This window comes from Saccharopolyspora cebuensis (assembly GCF_039542665.1).
GTDB lineage: Bacteria > Actinomycetota > Actinomycetes > Mycobacteriales > Pseudonocardiaceae > Saccharopolyspora > Saccharopolyspora cebuensis.
Genome location: NZ_BAABII010000019.1, coordinates 16,558 through 40,394, shown reverse-complemented (window position 1 = coordinate 40,394; position 23,837 = coordinate 16,558). Strand labels below are relative to the sequence as shown.

The 23,837-nt window shown below is 74.7% G+C and carries 21 protein-coding genes; 8 read left to right on the top strand and 13 right to left on the bottom strand.

The window, feature by feature from the left end; translation table 11 throughout:
- Positions 1-372: 372 nt before the first annotated feature.
- The 6 genes from ald to hutH all read right to left on the bottom strand — a co-directional run bounded on the left by ald (position 373) and on the right by hutH (position 8,686).
- The gene (gene ald, locus ABD976_RS25420) at positions 373-1,488 is read right to left on the bottom strand and encodes an alanine dehydrogenase (RefSeq protein ID WP_345367508.1); all 1,116 of its coding nucleotides are present in this window, start codon (positions 1,486-1,488) and stop codon (positions 373-375) included.
- A gap of 383 nt (positions 1,489-1,871) precedes the next feature.
- The gene (hutI, locus tag ABD976_RS25415) at positions 1,872-3,023 is read right to left on the bottom strand and encodes an imidazolonepropionase (protein ID WP_345367506.1); all 1,152 of its coding nucleotides are present in this window, start codon (positions 3,021-3,023) and stop codon (positions 1,872-1,874) included.
- On the bottom strand, positions 3,020-4,321 hold the full coding sequence (locus tag ABD976_RS25410; RefSeq protein ID WP_345367504.1) for a formimidoylglutamate deiminase: 1,302 nt from the start codon (positions 4,319-4,321) through the stop codon (positions 3,020-3,022). The genes hutI and ABD976_RS25410 overlap by 4 nt, the downstream gene beginning before the upstream one ends.
- Positions 4,318-5,505, bottom strand: coding sequence for an allantoate amidohydrolase (locus ABD976_RS25405; protein WP_345367502.1), 1,188 nt, complete (start codon positions 5,503-5,505; stop codon positions 4,318-4,320). The genes ABD976_RS25410 and ABD976_RS25405 overlap by 4 nt, the downstream gene beginning before the upstream one ends.
- Positions 5,502-7,148 (bottom strand): urocanate hydratase, encoded by a 1,647-nt coding sequence (hutU, locus tag ABD976_RS25400; protein WP_345367500.1) that lies wholly within the window; start codon positions 7,146-7,148, stop codon positions 5,502-5,504. Before hutU ends, ABD976_RS25405 begins: the two co-directional genes overlap by 4 nt.
- Positions 7,145-8,686: a histidine ammonia-lyase gene (gene hutH, locus ABD976_RS25395; protein ID WP_345367498.1), complete on the bottom strand. Its 1,542-nt coding sequence runs from the start codon at positions 8,684-8,686 to the stop codon at positions 7,145-7,147. Before hutH ends, hutU begins: the two co-directional genes overlap by 4 nt.
- A 93-nt stretch (positions 8,687-8,779) precedes the next feature.
- Between hutH and ABD976_RS25390 the strand changes: the two genes are divergently transcribed.
- A complete protein-coding gene (locus tag ABD976_RS25390; protein WP_345367496.1) occupies positions 8,780-9,583 on the top strand; it encodes an IclR family transcriptional regulator in 804 nt (267 codons plus the stop codon).
- Positions 9,584-9,826: 243 nt separating this feature from the next.
- Here ABD976_RS25390 and ABD976_RS25385 read toward each other — a convergent pair whose 3' ends face one another.
- From ABD976_RS25385 to ABD976_RS25370, 4 genes are read right to left on the bottom strand one after another with little or no spacing between them, the layout of a single operon-like run.
- On the bottom strand, positions 9,827-10,714 hold the full coding sequence (locus ABD976_RS25385; RefSeq protein ID WP_345367494.1) for an ABC transporter substrate-binding protein: 888 nt from the start codon (positions 10,712-10,714) through the stop codon (positions 9,827-9,829).
- Positions 10,711-11,394 (bottom strand): ABC transporter permease, encoded by a 684-nt coding sequence (locus ABD976_RS25380; RefSeq protein ID WP_345367492.1) that lies wholly within the window; start codon positions 11,392-11,394, stop codon positions 10,711-10,713. The genes ABD976_RS25385 and ABD976_RS25380 overlap by 4 nt, the downstream gene beginning before the upstream one ends.
- Complete coding sequence (locus ABD976_RS25375) at positions 11,384-12,058, bottom strand: ABC transporter permease (protein ID WP_369774690.1); 675 nt, start codon at positions 12,056-12,058, stop codon at positions 11,384-11,386. The genes ABD976_RS25380 and ABD976_RS25375 overlap by 11 nt, the downstream gene beginning before the upstream one ends.
- Positions 12,055-13,137 (bottom strand): ABC transporter ATP-binding protein, encoded by a 1,083-nt coding sequence (locus tag ABD976_RS25370; RefSeq protein WP_345367490.1) that lies wholly within the window; start codon positions 13,135-13,137, stop codon positions 12,055-12,057. Before ABD976_RS25370 ends, ABD976_RS25375 begins: the two co-directional genes overlap by 4 nt.
- A 174-nt stretch (positions 13,138-13,311) precedes the next feature.
- Between ABD976_RS25370 and ABD976_RS25365 the strand changes: the two genes are divergently transcribed.
- Complete coding sequence (locus ABD976_RS25365; RefSeq protein WP_345367488.1) at positions 13,312-14,799, top strand: bis-aminopropyl spermidine synthase family protein; 1,488 nt, start codon at positions 13,312-13,314, stop codon at positions 14,797-14,799.
- A 105-nt stretch (positions 14,800-14,904) separates the two neighbouring features.
- Here the strand turns inward: ABD976_RS25365 and ABD976_RS25360 are convergent, their stop codons facing one another.
- Entirely contained in the window at positions 14,905-17,322 is a 2,418-nt protein-coding gene (locus ABD976_RS25360; RefSeq protein WP_369774689.1) for a putative bifunctional diguanylate cyclase/phosphodiesterase, read from the bottom strand.
- A 250-nt stretch (positions 17,323-17,572) separates the two neighbouring features.
- Positions 17,573-18,775 carry an NAD(P)-dependent malic enzyme gene (locus ABD976_RS25355; RefSeq protein ID WP_345367486.1) on the bottom strand — a complete coding sequence of 401 codons (1,203 nt, stop codon included), beginning with the start codon at positions 18,773-18,775 and terminating at the stop codon, positions 17,573-17,575.
- Positions 18,776-19,113: 338 nt separating this feature from the next.
- On the opposite strand from ABD976_RS25355, the gene ABD976_RS25350 reads away from it, so the two are divergent.
- Positions 19,114-19,722, top strand: coding sequence for a dTDP-4-dehydrorhamnose 3,5-epimerase family protein (locus ABD976_RS25350; RefSeq protein WP_345367484.1), 609 nt, complete (start codon positions 19,114-19,116; stop codon positions 19,720-19,722).
- 5 nt (positions 19,723-19,727) lie between these two features.
- On the opposite strand, the gene ABD976_RS25345 is transcribed toward ABD976_RS25350, so the two are convergent.
- Entirely contained in the window at positions 19,728-20,096 is a 369-nt protein-coding gene (locus ABD976_RS25345; RefSeq protein ID WP_345367482.1) for a S26 family signal peptidase, read from the bottom strand.
- A 141-nt stretch (positions 20,097-20,237) separates the two neighbouring features.
- On the opposite strand from ABD976_RS25345, the gene sodN reads away from it, so the two are divergent.
- The 5 genes from sodN to ABD976_RS25320 all read left to right on the top strand — a co-directional run bounded on the left by sodN (position 20,238) and on the right by ABD976_RS25320 (position 23,831).
- The gene (gene sodN, locus ABD976_RS25340) at positions 20,238-20,645 is read left to right on the top strand and encodes a superoxide dismutase, Ni (RefSeq protein ID WP_425570125.1); all 408 of its coding nucleotides are present in this window, start codon (positions 20,238-20,240) and stop codon (positions 20,643-20,645) included.
- Between the two features lie 644 nt (positions 20,646-21,289).
- Positions 21,290-21,916 (top strand): hypothetical protein, encoded by a 627-nt coding sequence (locus ABD976_RS25335; protein ID WP_345367480.1) that lies wholly within the window; start codon positions 21,290-21,292, stop codon positions 21,914-21,916.
- An 8-nt stretch (positions 21,917-21,924) separates the two neighbouring features.
- Positions 21,925-22,746 (top strand): transporter substrate-binding domain-containing protein, encoded by an 822-nt coding sequence (locus tag ABD976_RS25330; RefSeq protein WP_345367478.1) that lies wholly within the window; start codon positions 21,925-21,927, stop codon positions 22,744-22,746.
- A gap of 9 nt (positions 22,747-22,755) precedes the next feature.
- Positions 22,756-23,364 (top strand): histidine phosphatase family protein, encoded by a 609-nt coding sequence (locus tag ABD976_RS25325; RefSeq protein WP_345367476.1) that lies wholly within the window; start codon positions 22,756-22,758, stop codon positions 23,362-23,364.
- The gene (locus tag ABD976_RS25320; RefSeq protein WP_345367474.1) at positions 23,364-23,831 is read left to right on the top strand and encodes a GNAT family N-acetyltransferase; all 468 of its coding nucleotides are present in this window, start codon (positions 23,364-23,366) and stop codon (positions 23,829-23,831) included. Before ABD976_RS25325 ends, ABD976_RS25320 begins: the two co-directional genes overlap by 1 nt.
- Positions 23,832-23,837 lie beyond the last annotated feature (6 nt).

Below are 23,837 nucleotides of genomic sequence, written 5' to 3'. Positions count from 1 at the left end.
ATGCTCACCCTATCGAGTGCTTATCGATTCGGGTCCGGACCGACCGGCGGAAGAGCAGGTCCGAAACGTCGGCAGAGGAAGGAAGCTGCCGTACACTGAAAGTGGCGGCCTGCTCCCGGTAACCCCCAGGCCGGTTGAGCGGGCCGCCCCCTAGAGGTGAACGTTTCCTCACGCACCGTCGCCCTTCCACCGCACCGCAGTGCGCCCCCGCATCCGCGCAGGATGCGACGAGCCGAGCACCGCTGCGGAGAAGGCCATGACCCTCGGTGTTTCCTCAGCAGCTGCGAGCAGGGGAACCTTCCTGTCACAGGTGACAGCAGGGGAACCTTCCTCTCACCTGTGGGAGGAAAGTTCCCCTGCTGTCATCCCTGCTCAGCCGAGCACGGCGGCCAGCGAGGTGCTGGAGAGGCTGTGCGCCTCGGCTACCGCCTGGTTGACGAGGTCGCCGCCGTGGGCGTTGAGCCCGAGGGCCAGCGCGGCGTCCTCGCGGGCGGCCTGCCGCCAGCCCTGCTCGGCGATCCGCAGCACGTACGGGAGGGTGACGTTGGTCAGCGCGTGCGTGGAGGTGTTGGGCACCGCCCCCGGCATGTTCGCCACGCAGTAGAAGACCGACTGGTGGACCCGGTAGGTCGGTGCGTCGTGCGTGGTCGGACGCGAATCGGCGAAGCACCCGCCCTGGTCGATCGCGATGTCCACCAGCACGCTGCCGGGCTTCATCGTGGAGACGAGCTCGTTGGACACCAGCGTCGGGGCCTTGGCGCCCGGGATGAGCACGGCACCGACGACGAGATCGGCCGCCCGGACCGACTTCTCGACGGAGTACCGGTTGGACGTCACCGTCCGGATGCGTCCGGCGAAGTCGCGGTCGATGTCGCGGAGCTTGTCGACGTTGGTGTCCAGCAGTTCGACATCGGCACCGAGCCCGAGCGCGACGCGGGCGGCGTTGAGCCCGGCGACCCCGCCACCGATCACGACGACCCGCGCGGGGTGGACACCGGGGACGCCGCCGGGCAGCACCCCGCGACCACCCTCGGGCGTCATCAGCGAATACGCTCCGACCTGGGGAGCGAGTCGGCCCGCGACCTCGCTCATCGGGGCCAGCAGCGGAAGCGCGCCCGCGGCGTTCTGCACCGTCTCGTAGGCGATGCCGGTCGTCCCGGACGCCAGCAGCGCCTCCGTCAGCTCCGCCGAAGCCGCCAGGTGCAGGTAGGTGAACAGCACCTGGTCCCGGCGCATCCGCGGGTATTCCTCGGCGATCGGTTCCTTCACCTTGAGGACCACGTCGCCTTGCGACCACACCTCGTCGGCATCCGGTAGGACCGTGGCCCCCGCCCCGAGGTAGTCCTCGTCCGGGATGGCCGACCCGGCACCGGCGCCCGCCTCGAGGAAGACCTCGTGCCCGCGCGAAGCCAGCTCGTGGACTCCCGCCGGGGTGATCGCGACCCGGTACTCGTTGTTCTTGATCTCGCGCGGTACGGCGACCTTCACGGCGAGTCCTTTCGTTGATGTTGGATCCCACCTTCCACCGCATGCGGAGCGGTCGCATCATGCCCGCGCGATGAGCTTCGCCCGTTGCGTTTGTGCGCACAGCACAAGTAGGCGGACACGATTCGGCCATCCAGGGAACCGCGCGACGAGCCACCGCACGGGCGCTCCCCCGACCGATTCCGATCATGACGATCACGCCGGCGCAGTGCTGGTGACCCGCGCCGAAGCCGTCCCGGTCCGGGCGCTTCAACCGACGTGCGGGGTGAGTGGCAGCAGGGGAACTTTCCTCTCACCTGTGACAGGAAGGTTCCCCTGCTGCCACCCATGACAGGAAGGTTCCCCTGCTGCCACCCGTGACAGCAAAGTTCCTTTGCTGCCACCCCTCACCGCCGGACGCCGAGGCGCCAGACGGTGCGGGTGAGGGGGACGCCGGGCCGGTAGGCGAGCCACGTCGTGCTCGGCGCGTCAAGCACGTGCACGTCGGCGCGGGCGCCGGGGCGGAGCACGCCGACGGCGCCGTCGCCCGCGTCGCGCCGCAGCGCTCGCGCCCCGCCCCAGGTCGCGGCCCGCACGGCCTCGGCGACGCTCATGCCCATCTGCAGCACGGCGGTGCTCACGCAGTGCGCCATCGAGGTGGTGTAGGAGGAGCCGGGGTTGCAGTTGGTGGCGAGGGCGACGACGGCTCCGGCGTCGAGCAGCGCGCGGGCGGGCGGCAGGGGTTGCCGGGTGGACAGGTCGCAGGCGGGCAGCAGGGTCGCGACGGTCCCGGACCCGGCCAGCGCCTCCACGTCGGACGGTTCGAGGTGGGTGCAGTGGTCGACGCTGGCGGCGCCTTCCTCGACGGCGAGCCGCACGCCGGGGCCGGGGCCGAGCTGGTTGCCGTGGACGCGCAGGCCGAGGCCGCGGGCGCGGGCGGCGCGCAGCACCCGGCGGGACTGCTCGGCGTCGAAGGCCCCGCGCTCGCAGAACACGTCGCACCAGCCGACGTGCGGCAGCACGGCGTCGAGCATGGCGCCGCAGACTAGGCCGAGGTAGTCGTCGGTGTCCTGGGGCACCACGTGGGCGCCGAGGAAGGTGACCTCGTCGGCGGCGGTCGCGGCGATCCGGGCGGCGCGGAGTTCGTCGTGGACGGTGAGCCCGTAGCCGGTCTTGGTCTCGACGCAGGTGGTGCCCTGGGCGAGCGCTTCGTCGAGGTGCCGCCGGAGGGTCGCGGCGAGCTGTTCGTCGGTGGCGGCGCGGGTGGCGCGCACGGTCACCTCGATGCCGCCCGCCCGGTAGGGCTCCCCGGCGATCCTCGCGGCGAACTCGTCGGTGCGGTCCCCGGCGAACACCAGGTGGGTGTGGCTGTCGACCCAGCCGGGCAGCACGGCGGCGCCGTCGACGTCGACGCGGGTGTCGGCGGGCGGTACCCGGTGGTCGGGGCCGACCCAGGCGACCCGCTCGCCGTCGAGGACCAGGGCGGCGCCGCGCGGGGTGCCGAGCTCGGGGTCGTGGGTGGTGAGTTCGCCGATGCCGGTGATGGCGGTGCTGGTCACGGGTCCTCCCGCAGGTCGTCGATCGCGGAGCGCAGCGCGGCCGGGACGTCGATGGTGCGGTGCGCGCGGTCGCGGACGACGTGCTCGCCGCCGACGACGACGTCGCGGACGTCGGCGGCCCGGGCGACGGCGGGCACGTCGGTGAGTTCGACCCCGGCCAACCGGGCCGAGCCGAGGTCGAGGGCGACGAGGTCGGCCGGGGCACCGGGGGCGAGGGCCCCGCCGGGCATGCCCAGGGCGCGGTGCCCGGCGGCGGTGGCCATGCCGAGCAGCGCGGCCGGGGTGAAGTGGCCGCGCCTGCCGGTGGCCAACCGCTGCCCGGCTTCGACGGCCTGCGCCTCGGCCCACGGGTCGACGGCGGAGTGCCCGTCGCTGCCGATGGACAGCGTCGCCCCCGCCGCGGCGAGGGCGCCGGCGGGGCCGATGCCGTCGGCGAGGTCGGCTTCGGTGGTCGGGCACAGGCAGACCCCGGCGCCGCCGAGCGCGGTGACGTCCTCGTCGGTGAGGTGGGTGGCGTGCACGGCGGTGAACTCGGCGTCGAGCGCGCCGCGCGCGGCGAGCAGCCCGGTGGGCGTGGTGCCGTGCGCGGCGCGGCAGGCGGTGTTCTCGGCGGGCTGCTCGGACAGGTGCGCGTGCAGCGGTGCGCCCCGGTGGCGCGCCCAGTCGACGACGTGCGGGATCTGCTCGGCGGGCACCGCGCGCACCGAGTGCACGGCGGCGCCGATGCGCTGGCCCGGTCCGGGGCGCAGCGCGTCGACGCGCTCGGCCCAGGCGTGCGCGTCGCCGTCGGAGAAGCGCAGCTGCGGTTCGTCGAGCGGGGTGCCGAAACCGCCCGCGAGGTAGCAGGTGTCGAGCAGCGTGCAGCGGATCCCGGCGTCCCGCGCGGCGTGGAGCAGCGCCTCCCCCATCGCGTTGGGATCGGCGTAGCGGGTGCCGCCGGGCGCGTGGTGGACGTAGTGGAACTCGCCGACGGCGGTGTACCCGGCGAGCAGCATCTCGGCGTAGGCGGCCCGGGCGAGCCGGTGGTAGCGGTCGGGGTCGAGGCGCCGCGCGAGCCGGTACATCCGGTCCCGCCAGGTCCAGAAGGTGCCGGGGCCCCCGGCGCCGCGCAGCGCCCGGTGGAAGGCGTGCGAGTGCGCGTTGGCCGCGCCGGGGACGACGAGCCCGGTCAGCCGCGTGGCGAAGCCGGGTTCGGCGCCGGGGCGCACCGCGGTGATCCGGTCGCCGTCGACGTCGAGCAGCACGGCGGGCGCGGGGCCGGTGGGCAGCCACGCGCGCTCGCACCAGTAGGCGGTCACGGGGCGGCCAGCTCGCGCAGCACGCGGGTCAGGGCCCGCACGCCCGCGGCGCAGTCGTCGGGTTCGGCGTGCTCCTGCGGTGCGTGGCTGATGCCGGTGGGGTTGCGGACGAACAGCATCGCGGTGGGCACCTCGGCGGCGAGCACGCCCGCGTCGTGCCCGGCGCCGGTGGGCAGCGCGGGCGCGTCGTCGAGCAGGGCGGCGCACCGGTCCCGCAGCGCGGTGTCGAAGCGCACGGCGCCGCTGCGGGATTCCTCGGTGACGGCGACCGCGCAGCCCTCGTCGGCGGCGGCTTGCCGCGCGAGCCCGGTGAGTTCGGCGACCACGTCCCGCACCCGCGCGTCGCCGGGGGCGCGGGCGTCGAGCCAGACGTCCACGGCGGAGGCGATGACGTTGGTGCCGCCGGGGACGGGCCGCAGCCGCCCGACCGTCGCCCGGCCGTCGGGGGTGGCGGCGGCGACCCGGCGGGCCGCGGTGACCAGCGCGGCGGCGGGCAGCATCGGGTCGCGCCGGTCGTCGAGCCGGGCGGTCCCGGCGTGGTCGCCGCGCCCGGTGAACCGGAACCGCCAGCGGCCGTGCGCGTCGATGCCGCGGGCCACGCCGACCGCCCGGTCCAGCGCCCGGCCCTGCTCGACGTGCAGCTCGACGAATCGCCCGAGGTGCCGCAGCGCCTCCTCGTCGCGGCCGAGGTGCTCCGGGGCGCCCCCGGCGGCGCGCATCGCCTCGGCGAAGGTGGTGCCGTCGGCGTCCCGCAGGGCCCGCGCCCGGTCCGGGTCGATCGCCCCGGTGAGCAGCCGGGAACCGAGGCACGGCACCCCGAACCGGCCGCCTTCCTCCTCGGCGAAGGCCACCACCGCCACCGGGCGGGCGGGCCGGAAACCCGCGTGCCGCAACGAGTCCACGGCGGCGAAGGCGGAGGCGACGCCGAGCGGGCCGTCGAAGGCGCCGCCGCCGGGCACCGAGTCGAGGTGGCTGCCGGTGACCACCGCGTCCGGTCCCGGCGGGCCCCACCACGCCCACAGGTTCGCGTTGCGGTCGGTGGTGGTGGTCAGCCCGCAGGCGGCGGCGCGGTCGGCGAACCACTCCCGCGACCGGCGGTCGGCGTCGTCGAAGACGTGCCGGGAGTAGCCGCCGCGGTGCGGGTCGCGGCCGATGTCGGCGAGGTCGTCGAGGAGCCCGCTCACAGCGGCACCCGCAGTCCGCCGTCGCGGGCGACCTGCCGGGCCCGCTGGTACCCGGCGTCGGCGTGCCGCAGCACCCCGGTCGCCGGGTCGTTGGTGAGCACCCGGTCGAGCTTGCGGGCGGCGAGGTCGGTGCCGTCGGCGACGGTGACCTGCCCGGCGTGCAGCGACCGGCCCATGCCGACGCCGCCGCCGTGGTGCAGCGACACCCAGGTGGCGCCGGAGGCGGTGTTGACCAGGGCGTTGAGCATCGGCCAGTCGGCGACGGCGTCGGAGCCGTCGGCCATCGCCTCGGTCTCCCGGTACGGCGAGGCCACCGATCCGCAGTCCAGGTGGTCGCGGCCGAGCACGAGCGGCGCGGCGACTTCCCCGGCGGCGACCATCTCGTTGAACCGCTGCCCGGCGCGGGCGCGCTCGCCGTACCCGAGCCAGCAGATCCGCGCGGGCAGGCCCTGGAAGGAGACCTTCTCCCCGGCCAGCCGGATCCACCGGGCGAGGTGGTCGTCGTCGCCGAACATCTCCAGCACGGCGCGGTCGGTGGCGGCGATGTCGGCGGGGTCGCCGGACAGCGCGGCCCACCGGAACGGTCCCTTGCCGGCGCAGAACAGCGGCCGGATGTAGGCGGGCACGAAGCCCGGGTAGTCGAAGGCGCGGGCGCAGCCGCCGGTCAGCGCCTCCCCGCGCAGCGCGTTGCCGTAGTCGAAGACCTCGGCCCCGGCGTCGAGGTACCCGACCATCGCCTCGACGTGCTCGGCCATCGATTCCCGCGCCCGCGCGGTGAAGTCCTCGGGGTCGCGCCGGGCGCGGTCGGCCCAGTCGGCGAGCGCGATGCCGCGCGGCAGGTAGGCCAGCGGGTCGTGCGCGGAGGTCTGGTCGGTGACGACGTCGGCGGGCACCCCGCGCCGCAGCAGTTCCGGCAGCACCTCGGCGGCGTTGCCGAGGACCGCGACCGACCGCGCCCGGCGGGCGTCCTTCGCGGCGACCGCGCGGCGCACCGCGTCGTCGAGGTCGTCGGCGACCTCGTCGAGGTAGCCGTGCCGGACCCGGCGGTGGGCGCGCTCGGGGTCGCATTCGACGACCAGGGCGGCGCCGCCGTTCATGGTGATCGCCAGCGGTTGCGCGCCGCCCATCCCGCCGAGCCCGGCGGTGGCGGTGAGGGTCCCGGCGAGGCTGCCGCCGAAGCGCTGTTCGGCGACCGCCGCGAAGGTCTCGTAGGTGCCCTGCAGGATGCCCTGGGTGCCGATGTAGATCCACGATCCGGCGGTCATCTGCCCGTACATCATGAGGCCGAGGGCGTCGAGGCGGCGGAATTCCGGCCAGTTCGCCCAGTCCCCCACCAGGTTCGAGTTGGCGATGAGCACTCGGGGCGCCCACTCGTGGGTGCGCAGCACGCCGACCGGTTTGCCGGACTGGACGAGCAGCGTCTCGTCCTCGGCGAGCCCGGTGAGTTCGGCGACCAGCGCGTCGAAGCTGGCCCAGTCGCGGGCCGCCCGACCGCTGCCGCCGTAGACCACGAGGTCCTCGGGGCGTTCGGCGACCTCGGGGTCGAGGTTGTTGCGCAGCATCCGCAGCGCGGCTTCGGTGCTCCAGCTCCGGGCGGTGCGGGTGGGTCCGCGCGGGGCGCGCACGGTCCTGGCTCCGGTCATCGTCGGCTCCCGTCGGGTAGGTGCGCGGTGGCGGTGTGCACCGCGCCGGTGCGGATCAGCGCCGCAGCGGCGGCGATCTCGGGGGCGAGGTGGCGGTCCGGTCCGGGTCCGGGCACGTGCTCGCGCAGCAGGTCGCGGACCGCGCCGGTGACCGGGCCCGGGTGCAGCGGGGCGCGCAGGTCGAGGGCGCGGGCGGCGGTGAGCAGCTCCACGGCGAGGACCTCGGTGAGCCCGTCGAGGGCGCGGCGCAGCTTGCGGGCCGCCGACCAGCCCAGCGACACGTGGTCCTCCTGCATGGCGCTGGTGGGCAGCGAGTCCACCGAGGCCGGTACCGCGATCCGCTTGAGCTCGCTGACGATCCCGGCCTGGGTGTAGTGGGCGATCATGTGCCCGGAGTCGACTCCCGGGTCGTCGGCGAGGAACGGCGGCAGCCCGTGCGAGCGGGCCACGTCGAGCATCCGGTCGGTGCGGCGTTCGGCCATCGAGGCGACGTCGGCGACCGCGATCGCCAGGAAGTCCAGCGCGTAGCCCAGCGGGGCGCCGTGGAAGTTGCCGTTGGACTCGACCCGGCCGTCGTCGAGCACCACCGGGTTGTCGATGGCGGCGGCCAGTTCCCGGTCGGCGACCCCGGTGGCGTGGGCGAGGGTGTCGCGGGCCGCGCCGTGCACCTGCGGGGCGCAGCGCAGCGAGTAGGCGTCCTGCACCAGCGAGCACTCGGGGCCCCGGTGGCTGGCCACGATCGGCGAATCGGCGAGGGCGGCGCGCATCCGGGCCGCCGACACGGCCTGGCCGGGGTGCGGGCGCAGCCGCTGGAGGTCGGCGGCGAACACCCGGTCGGTGCCCAGCAGCGCTTCGACGCTCATCGCGGCGGTGACGTCGGCGACCTCCACCAGCCGGGTCAGGTCGTGCAGCGCCAGCACCAGCATCCCGAGCATCCCGTCGGTGCCGTTGGTCAGCGCCAGCCCTTCCTTCTCGGCGAGCACCACCGGGGTGATCCCCGCCGCGGCGAGCAGGTCCGCGGCGCGACCCCGGGCGCCGGTGGCGTCGTGCGCCTCGCCCTCGCCGGTCAGCGCCAGGGCCACCGCGGCCAGCGGCGCGAGGTCGCCGGAGCAGCCCAGCGATCCGTGCTCGTGGACCACCGGGGTGATCCCGGCGTTGAGCAGCGCGACCAGCGCGTGCGCGGTGGCCGGGCGGACGCCGGTGCGACCGCTGGCAATCGTGCGCAGGCGCAGCAGCGCCATCGCCCGCACCACTTCGGATTCCACCTCGGCGCCGGCGCCCGCCGCGTGCGAGCGGACGAAGGACCGCTGCATGGCGGCGCGCAGCTCGGCCGGGATGCGGCGCACCGCGAGCGCGCCGAACCCGGTGGACACCCCGTAGGTGGCGGTGGGATCGGCGGCCAGCGCCGCGATGTGCTCGCGGGTGGCGGCGATGCCCCGTTCGGCGGCCGGGCTCAGGGCCACCGCAGCGCCGCGCCGGGCGACGTCGACGACCTGGTCTCGGGTCAGCGGTTCGGGACCGATCGCGATCTCGGGCATGGCCCCATTGAACGCGGCTCGCGGTCCCCGCGGCGGGCGGTTGCGCTGTCGGTGTCCGGGATTCCAGACTCCCGGATGAACGCGGGAGGGCGCATGGGCACCAGCGGCAAGGTTCCCGCGCTGCGGCGCGGCCTGGACATCCTGGGGGTGCTGGCCGAGCACGCCGGGCCGGTCCCGGCGGACGTGCTGGTCCGCGAACTGCGGCTGCCCCGCTCCACGACCTACCACCTGCTGGCCGAGCTGGTCGCCGCCGGGTACGTGACGCACCTGCCCGAGGAGCACCGCTACGGCCTGGGCGCGGCGGCGTTCGAGCTGGGCGCGGCGTCGCTGCGGCACCTCCCGCTGCGGCGCCTCGGCGATCCGCTGCTGCGCAGGCTGGTCGACGAGGTCGGGGCCACCGCGCACCTGGGCGTGCTGCACGGCGGCGAGGCCCGGTACGTGGTCAAGCAGCGCCCGGCCCGGCCGCAGACGCTGGTGACCGCCGTCGGGGTGCGGCTGCCCGCGCAGCTCACCGCGTCCGGCCGGTCGATGCTGGCCCGGCTGCCCGCCGCGCAGGTGCGGGCGCTGCTGCCGGTCCGGGAGCGGTTCGTGCTGCGCACCGGACGCGGCCCGCGCGACCTGCCCGGGCTGCGCCGGGTGCTGGCGGTGGAGCGGCGCCGGGGCTGGTCGGTGGAGGACGGCCACGTCACCGCGGGGTTCGCCTCGGTGGGCTGCCCGGTGCTGGACCGGTCGGGGTGGCCGGTGGCGGCGATCAGCGTCACCTTCCGGCACCACTGCCCGGACGGGTGCGAGCGGACCTGGCCGGACCTCGCCGCCCAGGTCCGCCGGGCGGCCGCCGAACTCGCGGCCCGCCTCGACGGCCGCCCCGTCCCCCGGAAGCCCCCGGAAGGGTGGTGAGTGAGGGGCACCCTTGTCCGAGTAACTGGGGCAAGGGTGCCCCTCACCCGGAAAAAGATCACCCGAACGGGGAGCCGGGTCCGGCTCGCTCCGCTCCCGCGCTGCGCGTTACCCGAAAGCTGCCGGAGTGAGGGGCACCCTTGTACGTGCCCGGTACATCAGGAACGGCTCCCGGAGCGGGAAGACCGCTGAGGTTCCGCCACTCGCACCGCCACGCAGCTCGCGCTGAAAGTGGTCCTCGGTTCAGATGCCCGCTTCGGCGAGGAAGTCGCGGGCCACGTCGGCCGGGTTGGCCTTGTCGACTTCGAGGCGGCGGTTGAGGTCGGTGAGCTTCTCGGTGGTCAGCGCCGCCGAGACTCGGTCGAGCACCGCGGTCTGCTCCGGGGACAGCCGGCCGGAACCGACCAGCGGCACCACGTTCTGCGCCGGGAACATGTTCTTCGGGTCGTCGAGCGGCACCAGGCCGTGGGTGGCGATCTGGGACGAGGTGGTGAACAGGTTCGCCACCTGGATCTGGTCGGCGAGCAGCGCGTCGACGGTGATGGTCCCGGCCTCGACGCTGCGGATCTCGCGGAACGTGCAGCCGTACTCGCGGGCGATCACCGACTCCCAGCGCTCCTTCCACTCGGCGGGCGCGCCGAGCACCAGGTCGCCGCAGCGGGGGCCGAGGTCGGCCATCGAGCGCACGCCGCCGGCGGCGGTCTCGGGGGTCACCGTCAGCACGTCGGAGTTCTCGGCCGGGGACGGGGTGAGCACCTCCAGCTCCGGCGGCAGCGCGGCGCGCAGCGCCTCGGTGACCTGGGTGCTCTCGGTCGCGGTGGCGCGCGGGTCGAGGTACTGGAGCAGGTTGCCGGTGTACTCGGGCACCACGGCGAGCTCGCCGGAGCGCGCCGCGTTGACGTAGAACTCGCGGGCACCGATCCGCGGCCGGGTCTCCACCTCCGCGCCGGTGCCGCGCAGCGCCTCGGCGTAGACGTGCATGAGCAGCTCGCTCTCGGCGAAGTCGGCGGAACCGACCACCAGCGCACCGCTGTCGCGCTGCTGCTCCCGGTTGGCCTCCAGCGGGTCCTGCGCGCCGCAGCCGGTGAGCACCAGCAGCGCGGCGAGCGCGCCCAGCAGCAACCGCTTCATCCTCGACTACCTCCTTGTCGGGCGGCCGTGGTGAGGCCGCGCGGCACGAGCAACCGGGTCACCCCGGCCAACACCAGGTCGAGCAGCACCGCGAGCACCGCGATGGCGATGGCCGCCGAGGCCATCTGGGCGTAGTCGCTGACCTTGAGGCCGTCGAGCAGGATGCGCCCGAGCCCGCCGAGCCCGACGTAGGCGGCGACCGCGGCGGTCGCCACGACCTGCAGCATCGCGCTGCGCACCCCGCCGAGGATCAGCGGCAGCGCGGTCGGCAGTTCGACCTGCCACAGCCGCTGGCGCGGGGTCATGCCCATGCCGCGCGCGGCGTCGACGGCGTCCGGCGGCGCGTTGCGGATGCCCGCGTGCGCGCCGGACAGGATCGCCGGGACGGCCAGCACGACCAGTCCGGCCAGCGCCGGGACCTCGCCGAGCCCGAAGCCGAGCACCAGCAGGGTGACCAGGCCGAGCGTCGGCAGCGCCCGCAGCGCGTTGCTCACGCCGACGACGAGCACCCCGCCGCGCCCGGTGTGCCCGATCCAGACGCCGAGCGGGATGGCCAGCACCGAGGCGGCGGCCACCGACACCACGCAGTAGTACAGGTGCAGCAGGGTCTGGGCGGGGATGCCGTCCGAGCCGCGCCAGTGCGCGGGATCGGTCAGCCACGCGATCAGCTCAGCGAACACCGGCCGCTCCCCTCGCCCGCGCCCACGGGGTCAGCAGCCGCGACACCGCCACCAGCAGCAGGTCGACCAGCAGTGCCAGCAGCAGGGTCAGCACGATGCCGACGACGATCTGCGCCGGGTAGTCGCGCTGGAACCCGTCGGTGAACAGCCGCCCCAGGCCGCCGATGCCGACCAGCGCGCCGACGCTGACCAGGCTGATGTTGCTCACCGACGCCACCCGCACGGCGGCGGTCAGCACCGGCACCGCCAGCGGCAGCTCCACCGCGACGAACCGCTTGCCCGGCGGGTAGCCCATCGCGGTCGCGGCGGCCACCACCTGCTCCGGCACCGAGCGCAGCGCGTCGGCGACCGGCCGCACCAGCAGCGCCGCGGTGTAGAGGGTCAGGGCGATGACCACGTTGACCGAGGACAGCAGCGGGGTGCCGAGGATGCCGGGGATGATCACGAACAGCGCCAGCGAGGGGATCGTGTAGAGCACGTTCGCCGCGCCCTGCACCGGCCCGCGCACCCACCGCACCTGCTGCACGAGCCGCCCCAGCGGTAGCGCCAGCGCGACGCCGAGCAGCAGCGGCAGCAGCGCCAGGTAGACGTGCTGGGCGAGCTGCCGCAGCACCAGCTCCCGGTTGCTGGGGCTGGCGGCGAAGTCGAGCAGCGCGTCGATCACGGCCGGTCCCGGGCGTCGCGGAGGACGGCGAGGACGTCGTCGGCGGTGACCACGCCGCGGAACCCGCCGTCGGCGTCGACGACCACGCCGAGGCCGGAGGGCGCGGACAGCGCCGCGTCCAGCGCGCCGCGCAGCGGGCCGTGCTCGGGGTGCAGCGAACCTCCCGCGACCAGCCGGTCCTCGGTGAGCGGGTCGGTCACCGCGGTGCCGGGCGGCAGCCAGCCGCGCGGGCGCCGGTCGGCGTCCACCGCGAGCCGCCAGTCCGGTGCGTCCGCGACGGGTTCGCCCAGCGGCACCGGGTCGGCGTGCCGCAGCGGCAGCGCGGCGGAGTCCACGAAGGACAGCCGCCGGTAGCCGCGGTCGCGGCCGACGAACGTGGTGACGAAGTCGTCGGCGGGTTCGGCGAGCAGGTGGTCGGGGTCGGCGTACTGGGCGAGGTGCCCGCCCTGGCGCAGCACCGCGACCCGCTCGCCGAGGGTGATCGCCTCGTCGATGTCGTGGGTGACGAACAGGACGGTCTTGTCCAGTTCGTCCTGCAACCGCAGCAGTTCGTTCTGCAGGTCCTCGCGCACCACCGGGTCGACGGCGCTGAACGGCTCGTCCATCAGCAGCACCGGCGGGTCGGCGGCGAGCGCGCGGGCCACCCCGACGCGCTGCTGCTGCCCGCCGGAGAGCTGCACCGGGTAGCGGCGGCCGAGTTCGGCGGGCAGCCCGACCCGGTCGAGCAGCTCGGCGGCGCGGGCGCGGGCGGCGCGGCGGGTGGCGCCGGAGAGCATCGGCACGGTGGCGACGTTGTCCAGCACGGTGCGGTGCGGGAACAGCCCCGCCTGCTGGATCACGTAGCCGATGCCGCGGCGGAGGTCGGCGGGGTCGCGGTCGCGGACGTCGGCGCCGTCGACGAGGACGCGGCCCGAGGTGGGGTCGATCATCCGGTTGACCATCCGCATCAGCGTGGTCTTGCCGCAGCCGGACGGGCCGACGAGCACGGTGATGGTCCCCTCCGGCACCGAAAGGCTCAGCTCGTGCACCGCGACCGTGCCGTTGGGGTACTCCTTGCGCACCGCCTGGAACTCGATCACCGACGCCCCTCGTCGATCGCCCTCCGAGCGGCCGCACCGCTCCGAACCCGGCCGACCCTAACCCGATCAGGCGAAACCTGCCGGGCACCGAGACCCTCGTGTGATCGCCCTCTCACCAGGTGGGACGGGATCGGCGGTGCCGCCCTCCGCGCGGTCCGTAGGCTGGCAGGTCCGATGAACACCACCTCCCTCGACGCCGTGGACGCCCTGCTCGCCGACGCCGGCGTGCACAGCAGGCCGTTGCGCGAGGTCCTGGCGCTGCTCGCCGCCGGACCGCTGCCCTTCGACGAGCTGGTCCGGCGCAGCGCGCTGCCCCGCCGCACCGTGGAAGACCTGCTCGCCGCGCTGGGCCCGGACCTCGACCGCGATGCGGACGGGTGCCGGCTGGCCCCGGCGGTCCGCGCGGAGTACCGGTCCAGGTTCGCGCCGCCCGCCGCCGAACCGGACGCCGAGGTGGCCGCGCTGCTGCGCCGGTTCATCGCCACCGGACCCGCCCCGCTGGCCGCGCTGGACCACGTCACCGCCACCCCGGAGACGGTGCTGCGCCGCGCCGAATGGCTGCGCGACCACTACGACCTCACCGGAGCCCGGCTGCTGTTCCTCGGCGACCACGACCTGACCTCGACGGCCGTCGCGCTGCTGGCGCCGGAGGCCTCGATCACCGTCGTCGACGTCGACGAGCGGATCCTGCGGCACCTCGACGCGCTGTCCGCCGAGCACCGGCTCGGCGTGCGGACGCTGCACGCCGACCTGCGCTTCGGGCTGCCCCCGGCGGTGCAGGCCGGGGCCGACCTGGTGTTCACCGACCCGCCCTACACGCCGGAGGGGATCGGGCTGTTCGCCGGGCGTGCGGCGGAGGCGATGGCCGGGCCGGGCAGCAGGCTGCTGCTGGCCTACGGTTTCAGCCCGCGCACGCCCGCGCTCGGCCTGAAGGTGCAGCAGGAGCTGCTGCGGCTGGGCATGGTCTTCGAGGCGGTGCTGCCCGGTTTCCACCGCTACGAGGGCGCGCAGGCCATCGGCAGCGCCGCCGACCTCTACGTCTGCCAGCCGACCGGCAAGGCCCGCAAGAAGGGCGCCCGCGGCCAGGCCATCTACACCCACGGCCCGCAGTCGGTGGAGTCCGCGGGCGGGCCCGCTCCGCTGGAGGCGCTGGGCGCGCTGCTCGGCACCCCGGTCACCGCGCTGCGCGGCCCGGACTGGACCGCGCCGGTCAGCGCCGCGGCGGTGTTCGACCTGCGCGCGGACCCGGGGCCGTGGCTGGCCCGGATGCTGCTGGCCTGCGGCGCCGACCGGGTCGCGTTCCTGCTGCCCAACCAGCACCCGGACCTCGCCGACGAACGCGGGCAGCGCGCGCTCGCCGACCTGGTCGCGGGCAAGTACGCGCTGCGGCTGCACCGCAGCACCCCCGATCCCGCGCACGCGGTGGTCGTGGCCGAGGCGGTCACCGACGACTCGGCGGCGGGACGGCTGCTCCGCCGCGCCCACGGCAAGCTCGGCAACGTGTGGCGGGAAGCGCTGATCGCCACCGGCGGCGGCACCAAGCGCGCGGCCGCCGACCGGGTCGCGGCGCTGGTCCCGGAGCCCGAGGACCTGGCGCTGCGGCTGATCGACCTCCCCCGCCACCGCATCGCCGAGCTCCTCACCGCGGCCCGCACGGCCTGAGGGGTCCTTTCACAATGCGGCGGAGCCGCATGCGGTGCGGCCGTCAACCCGCACCGCCACGCAGACCATTCTGAAACAGGTCCTGAAGCGAGTGCTCGGCGCCGATCACGGGGTCGGCGTGGCCAGCGGGCCGTCCGCCAGCAGCGCGCGGAAGTCCCGGGCGGGCATCGCCTTGGCGAACAACCAGCCCTGGTAGGCGTCCACCCCGACACCGCAGAGGGCGTGGAACTGGGTGGCGGTCTCCACGCCCTCGGCCACGCAGTAGCGGCCCATCGCGCGGGCCATGTCCACCACCGCGCGGGCCACCGCGAAGTCCGAGGCGTCGCCGCCGACCCCGGCGACGAACCGGCGGTCGACCTTGATGATCTGCGCGGGCAGTTCCTTGAGCCGGGCCAGCGACGAGTACCCGGTGCCGAAGTCGTCCACCGCGAAGCGCACCCCCCGCGCGACCAGCTCGGCCATCTCCTGCCGGGTGCGCGAGGGCAGGTCCACCAGCGCCGTCTCCACCAGTTCCAGCACCACCCGGTGCCAGTCCAGCCCGGTCTCGGCGACCACGTCGGTCACCGTGTCGACGAAGTCCGGGCCGCCGGGCACCAGACCGGCCAGGTTCACCGCCACCCCGACCTGACGACCGCCGCTGCGCGGCCACCGGGCGGCCTCGCGCAGCGCGGTGCGCAGCACCCAGCGGTCCAGGTCGCGCAGCAGGTCGCCCTGCTCGGCGACCGGCAGGAACGCGTCCGGGGCGAGCAGCCCGCGGTCCGGGTGCGGCCACCGGACCAGCGCCTCCGCGGTGACCACCGAACCGTCGGGGGCCACGACCGGCTGGTAGTGCAGGGTGAGCCCGTCGCGGTGCAGCGCCTCCCGGAGCTGGCCTTCGAGCTGGAGCTGCCGGTCGGCCGAGGCCATCAGCGCCGGGCTCGCCAGCGACACCCGACCGGAGCCGCGCCGCTTGGCCTCGAACATCGCCGCGTCGGCGAAGCGCAGCAGGTCCTCGCCCCCGGCGCCGGGGCCGCTGGGCACCGCCGCGCCGATCGACGCCGACACCCGGATGAGCTGGCCGTGCACCGGGACCGCGGTGCGCAGCAACCCGGACACCCGGGTCGCCACCGAGTCGAGCCCGCCGACCGCGCCCACGTCCGAGCAGATGATGACGAACTCGTCGCCGGACAACCGGGCGGCGGTGCAGCAATCGGGCAGCCCGCCTTCGAGCCGCCGGGCCAGCGCGACCAGCAGCTCGTCACCCGCGTCGTGGCCCAGCGAATCGTTGATCCGCTTGAAGTTGTCGATGTCGCAGAACAGCACCGCCACGTCCACCGGGTCCGCGCCGCCGAGCAGCGACCGCAGCAGCTCCTTGACCGCCGCGCGGTTCGGCAGCCCGGTGAGGTCGTCGTGGGTGGCCTGGTAGCGCAGCGCCTCGGCGGCGCGCCGCCGCTCGGTGACGTCCTGGAACACCACCAGCCAGAACCGGGTGCCGTCGTCCTGCACCGACGAGGACACGTGCAGCTCGCAGTGCACCGGCTCGCCGTCGGCGCGGACCAGCACCCGGTGCGGCACCCGCCTGCGCCGCTCCCCGGGCAGCTCGGCCAGCGCCACCGGCTGGTCCGCGGGGTGGGCGAGGTCCTGGATGCCGCGCCCGCGCAGCTCCTCCAGCCGGTAGCCGAGCAGCTCGCACAGCGCGTCGTTGGCCGTGACCAGCCGCTCGGCCGGGTCGAACAGCCCGATGCCGACCGGGGTGATGTGGACCAGGTCGGTGAACCGCTTGCTGGTGCGCTCCATCCGGGTGACCGCGGCGCGGTGCTCGGTGACGTCCTGCACGGTGCCGAACACCCGCACGACCCGGCCGGACCGGTCGTGCTCGGCGCGCCCGGTGCACAGGTAGACCCGCTTGCCGGGCAGGTCGCGCAGCTCGGCCTCCCGCACGCTGCCCGGCGGGCCCTCGAACAGCCCCCGGTAGAACGCCAGCGCCTTGTGCCGGTCGGCCGCGAACGTGAAGTCCACCAGGGCGTGCGCGTCGTCGACCTCGCCCGCGCGGGACCCGGCGAGGAAGTCGGTGAGGATCGGGCTGCGGTAGAACTCGCCGGTGTCCGGGTAGTAGGCGAAGCTGCCGACCCTGGCGAGCTGCTGGGCCTCCAGCAGCCGGGCGTGGTCGTCGTCCTCGGGGGCCGCGGCGCGGGGGGCGGCGACGTCGGAGAGGTCGACCAGGACGGTCACCCACAGGTCCGCCGAGTCGCTGTGCCGCCAGGTCAGCGCGCGCACCGGGACGTCCTCGGCGGAGGTGCGCAGCACCGACCGGTCACCGTGCCGGACCACCAGGTCGGCGAGCCGGCGCCCGGTGAGCTCCCGCGCGCAGCGCAGCCCGGCCAGCCGCACCGCGTGCTCGGTCGCCCGCACCACCAGGCCGTCGGCGGTGCTGAGCAGGGCGGGCGCGTCCGGCAGCGGCAGCGCGGTCCGCACCCGCTCGTCGTCCTCGGGGCCGTCGCGGTGCTGGTATCCCAGCGCCCCGGCCGAGGGCTCGTCGGTCAACTGCACTCCTCCTGCGTAGCGGTCACGTCGGGTACGACGCGGACTCCGGTCGCTCCAGCACGCCTCGAACGAGTGACCGGCACCACAGCGAGTTCCGGCGCGACCTTACCGGCCCAGCACCGGAGGTTCGCGGGCGTGCCCCGCCCGAGTGACGACGGAGGAGTGTGTTCGTGACGCCGCCGGGGGAACGTTTTCCGACCCCCGGCGCGGAACCGGTCCGGGACGGCGGGACCGCCCCGGACCGGTCGGCTCACGCGGTGGCCACGCCGTCCTCGCGGGCGGCGGCGGCCACCGCGGCGGTGACCTCGGGCGCCACCCGCGGGTCCAGCGGGCTCGGCACGATGTGCTCGGCGCCGAGGTCGTCGGCCGCGACGTTGGCGATGGCCTCGGCGGCGGCGACCTTCATCCGGTCGGTGATCATCCGCGCACCGGCGTCCAGCGCGCCCCGGAAGATGCCGGGGAAGGCGAGCACGTTGTTGATCTGGTTCGGGAAGTCGCTGCGCCCGGTGGCCACCACCGCGGCGTGCCTGCCCGCGACGTCCGGGTGGATCTCCGGGTCCGGGTTGGACAGCGCGAACACGACGGCGCCGTCGGCCATCCCGGCGACCAGCTCCTCGTCGATGGTCCCGGCCGAGACCCCGATGAGCACGTCGGCGCCGCGCAGCGCGTCACCGATGTCGCCGGTCAGGCCGCGCTGGTTGGTGAACTCCACCAGCTCCCGCTTGATCGGGGTGAGGCCGTCCCGCCCGGCGTGCAGCACGCCGCGCGAGTCGAGCACGACGATCTCGCCGACCCCGGCGGTGTGCAGGATCTTCGCGCACGCCACCCCGGCCGCGCCGGCCCCGGAGATCACCACCCGCAGGTCGGCGAGCTCGCGCCCGGTCACCCGGGCGGCGTTGCGCAGCGCGGCGAGGGTGACCACGGCGGTGCCGTGCTGGTCGTCGTGCATGACCGGGCAGTCCAGCGCCTCGACCAGCCGCCGCTCCAGCTCGAAGCAGCGGGGCGCGGCGATGTCCTCCAGGTTGACCGCGCCGAAGGACGGGCGCAGCCGGACCAGGGTGTCGACGATCTCGTCGACGTCGGTGGTGTCGAGCACCAGCGGGATGGAGTTGAGCCCGGCGAAGGACTTGAACAGCGCCGACTTGCCCTCCATCACCGGCAGCGAGGCGCGCGGGCCGATGTCGCCGAGGCCGAGCACCGCGGTGCCGTCGCTGACCACCGCGACGAGGCGCTGGGTCCAGGTGTAGCGGTCGACGAGCGCGCGGTCGGCGGCGATGGCGCGGCTCACCTGCGCCACGCCGGGGGTGTAGGCGATCGACAGGTCGCGCGCGCTGGCCAGCGGCGCGGTCACGTCGACGCCGAGCTTGCCGCCCTCGTGCGCGGCGAAGATCTCCTCCTGCGTCAGCCCGGTCCCGTTGCCGGAGACCTGCTTGTCGTCGTTCACGGTGGTCACGGCGTCCCTCCTGATAGCCATGCCCGGGAGCCCCTGGGGGCCCGGCGGTGGGCGGCGGTCGTGCGCCGCCCGGTTCGACTGGACTCGGCCGCCCACCCGGGCGTACCGGGCGGGCGCCTCGTTGACCGGGCCGGCTCTCCGTGGTCCGGGAAGCGGTCCGGCGGACGCTGCGGTCGGGACAGTCTGCCAGGCGAGCGGATCACTGTCAGCGATGGGGATCACACCCGACCAGCGTTTTCAACACTTTGTTGACGACGCTCAGCAGTACGCGCATCCGGTTGGACCCGGTGCCGCACCCGCGGCGCGGCACCGCACCGGCCGCTCCGTACGCTCGGGCCGTGCAGGTACGCGAACTCGACATCAGCGACGCGTTCGAATTCACGCCCCCGTCCTTCCCGGACCACCGCGGCCTGTTCGTCGCGCCCTTCCAGGAAGAACCGTTCGCCGCGGCCACCGGGCACCGGATGCGGCTCGCGCAGGTCAACCACAGCGTCTCGGCGCGCGGCGTCATCCGGGGCGTGCACTTCGCCGACGTCCCGCCCGGCCAGGCCAAGTACCTGTACTGCCCGCGCGGCGCGATCCTCGACGTGGTCGTCGACGTGCGCACCGGATCGCCCACCTTCGGCCGGTGGGAGGCGGTCCGCCTCGACTCCGACGAGTACCGCGCGCTCTACCTCGCCGAAGGGCTCGGCCACGCGTTCGCCGCCCTCACCGACGACACCGTGGTCAGCTACCTGTGCTCGACGCCGTACAACCCGGCCGCCGAACACGGCATCGACCCGCTCGACCCGGACCTGGACCTGCCGTGGTCCGAACTGGACGTCGAACCGGTGCTGTCCGACAAGGACCGCAAGGCCCCCCGGCTCGCCGAGGCGCAGGCCGACGGGCTGCTGCCCGACCACCGGACCTGCCTGGAGCACTACGAATCGCTGCGCCGGGCGGGCTGAGCCGCTCAGCGCACCCGCCCCGGGTTCGGCCACAACCGCCACCGCACCGAACCCACCACCTCGGCCGGGCCCAGCTCGCGGGAATCGGTAGAGCCGAAGCCGTTGTCGCCCTCCACGTGCCAGCCGGGGCCCTCCGGGCGCACCGCGCGCTTCACCGACAGCTGCCCCGGCCGGCCCGGCCAGCGCACCAGCACCACGCTGCCCGCGGCGGGCCGACCGCCCACCCGCAGCAGCACCACGTCGCGGTCGCGCAACGTCGGGACCATCGAAGCCCCGCGCACCAGCACCCGCCGCACCGGCCACCGGCCCAGGACCGCCCGCAGCCCGCGTCGCCGAACCCCGGTCGTCGCCTCGTTCCGGGCGCCCTCGCTCATCCCTCCCCCATACACCGACTCCGGGCCGCCGCGCCAGGCGAGGAGCGGCCGCGCGAGTCCACCGTCACCTCCAAGAGGACGCCGGGGATCTTCCGGAGTAGGGTCGGCGCTGTCGGAGCACTCACCTGTCAGGGAGGAAACATGGGACTGCTGTCTCGCATCCTCAGCCCGCGCCTGGAGGCGACCGCGCACTGCGACCTCCCGTGCGGCGTCTACGACCCGGCCCAGGCCCGGATCGAGGCCGAGTCGGTCAAGATGATCCAGCAGAAGTACCAGGACAGCGATGACCCGGAGTACCGCACCCGGGCCATCGTCATCGCCGAGCAGCGCTCGGAACTGGTCAAGCACCACCTGTGGGTGCTGTGGACGGACTACTTCAAGCCGCCGCACTTCGAGAAGTACCCGCAGCTGCACGAGCTGGTCAACAAGGCCACCAAGGCGGCCGGCGCCACCGGGACCAAGGGTTCGATGGACCCGGCCACCGGCCAGCAGCTCCTGGACTACATCGCCGAGATCGACAAGATCTTCTGGGAGACCAAGCAGGGCTGAGCCCCGGTCCTCAACCGGACGCCGCCGGGCGGAACACCACTTCCGCCCGGCGGCGTCTTGTCGCACCGCGCCGATCCGCCGGACGGTCCCGGCTCGGCGCCGGAGCGCGGCGCTCTCGCGGTGCCCGGGCAGCCACCGCGGCAGGAACAGCGGCCCGAAGACCAGCTCCCGCGCGATCAGTCCGAACAGGACGGACCTGCCCACGGGACCGGCCGCGCCGCACGAACCGACCCCTCGACCGATCCGGCGATCACTCCTCCCGCCCCCGCCAGTTCGCGCGCCGCACCGGCTGGCCCGTCCGGCGGCCCGGGGCGCGGATCGGCCGCGATGTCCCGGGCGAACCCGTCGTACCGTGCCGTTTCCGGCGCCGTGCGCGCCGCGTTCGCGAGGACGCCGAACGCGGCCGCGCGTTCCCCCGCTCGGGGTGCGCCCGCGAGGTGCGGCCAGCGCAGCGAGAACCGGACCAGGTGACGAGGTACCGCGCTGGTCGGCGCCTCGCCGCCCGCATCGCCCCCCGCTGCGCCGAAAGCGTGAAACCTCCAACGAAAGCGGAAAACCCCTCATTTCAGGAACCGCCATCGGGTTGCATTCGTCTACTGGATCACAGCGCGGATCGGTCGTCCCGCGGTGCGTGGCGGAAGGGGGTGGACGTGGTGCGTGACCGGATCGCGGCACTGGTGTCCAAGGAGTTCTTCTGGGCGCTGCTGTTCTTCCTCTGCGTGTTCGGCCTGGGTGCGTGGCTGTTCACGCTGGACAACGCCGAGGTCGTCGCGGCCGTGGTCGGCGTCGTGGTCAGCGCCCTGGCGCTGATCGTGAGCCCCACCGAGATGCGCGGCTCGATCCTGGCGGCGCTGGCCTCCGCGCTGGTGCTCGTCCTGGTCGCCGTGCTGGCCGTGCTGGCCTACGGCCGCTTCGCGCCGAAGGACGTCACCGCGGACGCGCGGCTCGACGGAGCGGCCGCCACCACCCTGCGCAGCGGCGAGACGGCGCGCGTGCGGGTGCCCGTGCCCGAGGGTTGGGGGGAGCTCTCGATCGCCTTCGAGGTCGGCGACGACCCCCGGTTCGAGGGCATCCAGGACTGCGCGGACGACCCGGAGACCGGCATCGCGCTGGAGCTGACCGCCCCGGGCCCGGCGGTGGACCTGGAATCCGGCGACGAGCACGTGGTGGAACTGCGCGGCGCCGAGGCCGTCGACGGCACGGTCACCGTGCGGGCCCGCGAAGGCTGCTCGATGCGGCTCGCGGTGCTGCACGCCGAACTGCACCGCTAGGAGGAACAATGCGACGGACCGCACTCGCGTGCACGATCCTGCTCGCCTTCGCCGCGGGCTGCTCCGCGACCGACGAGCCGATCGACGTCGGGATCAAGAACGACCAGTACGGGCTGGCCTTCTACGAGCACGACCCGACCGCGCCCTTCGGCTTCGAGATCACCATGGCGGACGCGCTCACCGAGGAGCTCGGCCGGGCCCCGCGGCACATCGGCGTCGCCTCCCACGTGCGGGAGGAGTGGCTGACCGCGGGCCGGGTCGACCTGATGGTCGCGACCATGTCGATGGCCCCGGAACGGCTGGAACCCGGCGAGTTCGACATGGTCGGCCCCTACCTCCGGACCCACGCCGCCCTGCTGGCCAAGACCGGCTACACCGGCGAGACCGACCCCGGCCGGATCCCCGTCTACAAGATCTGCACGCTGCGGGACAGCACCACGGAGAGCTACCTCACGACCATCCACGACGGCGCCGGCCCCCGGACCGAGGCCTCGGTCACCGAATGCCTCGACCGGCTCAAATCGGGCGCGGTCGACGTGGTCGCCACCGACGAGATCATCCTGCGCGGTGTGCTCCTGCGCGAACCCGGCCTCTTCACGATCGTCAACGAGGGGTTCGGGGCGGCGGAGGAGTACGGCATCGGCATCTCGGGGTCCAGCGGGATCGACTGCCGGCAGGTCGAGCGGTGGCTCTGGACTACGTGCAGCGCGACTGGGTGGACGACCTCGGGCGCAGCTTCGAGGGCAGCATCGGCGACCTCGACGAGTACCGGGTGTCGCCGACCGACATCGACAACGAGTCCACCTGCTGACCGGCCCGCGCGGTCCTAGGCTCGGGTCGTGGCGCGCGAGCAGCGGATCTACCTCCTCCGGCACGGCTCGACCGAGTGGTCGCAGGACGGGCGGCACACCAGCCGCACCGACCTCCCGCTGACCCCCGGCGGTGAGCAGCAGGCGCGCCGCGTCGGCCCGCTGCTCACCGCGCTCGCCGACGGCCCGGCCGAGGTGCTGGTCAGCCCGCGGGTGCGGGCGCGGCGCACCGCCGAGCTCGCCGGGCTCACCGGCCCGCGCACCGAGCACCGGCTCATCGAGTGGGACTACGGCGACTACGAGGGCCTGACCACCCCGGCGATCCGCGAGCAGGTGCCGGGCTGGACCGTGTGGACGCACCCGTGCCCGGGGGGCGAGACCGCGGCCGACGTCGCCTACCGCGCCGACGACCTGCTCGCCGAGCTCCGCCAGAATGGGAGCGACGCGGTGCTGGTCGGGCACGGCCACTTCAGCCGGGTCCTCGTCGCCCGCTGGCTGGGGCTGCCCGCGACGGCGGGCGTGCACTTCGCGCTCGACGCCGCCGGGATCACCGTGCTCGGCCACGAGCGCGGCACGCCGCAGCTCGTCCGCGGCAACGTCCCGGCCAGCACCACCGAAACGCTGAAGGAGCGCCCCTGATGATCCGCCGGATCGCCGAAGCCGACGTGCCCGCCGTGGTGTCCCTGGTGCACGAGCTGGCCGACTACGAGAAGGCCCCCGAGCAGTGCCACCTCACCGAGGAGCAGTTGCGCACCGCGCTGTTCGGCCCCGCCCCGGCCCTGTTCGGGCACGTCGCCGAGAGCGGCGACGAGGTGGTCGGGTTCGCGCTGTGGTTCCTCAACTACTCCACCTGGGAAGGCCGCCACGGCGTCTACCTGGAGGACCTCTACGTCCGCCCCGAGCAGCGCGGCAGCGGGCTCGGCAAGGCGCTGCTGCGGACCTTGGCCGGGGAGTGCGCGGAACGCGGCTACGCGCGCCTGGAGTGGTCGGTGCTGAACTGGAACGAACCGGCCATCCGCTTCTACAAGGCGGTCGGCGCCGTCCCGATGGACGAGTGGACCACGTTCCGGCTCACCGGCTCGGCGCTGCGCGACTTCGCGGCCTGAGGACCG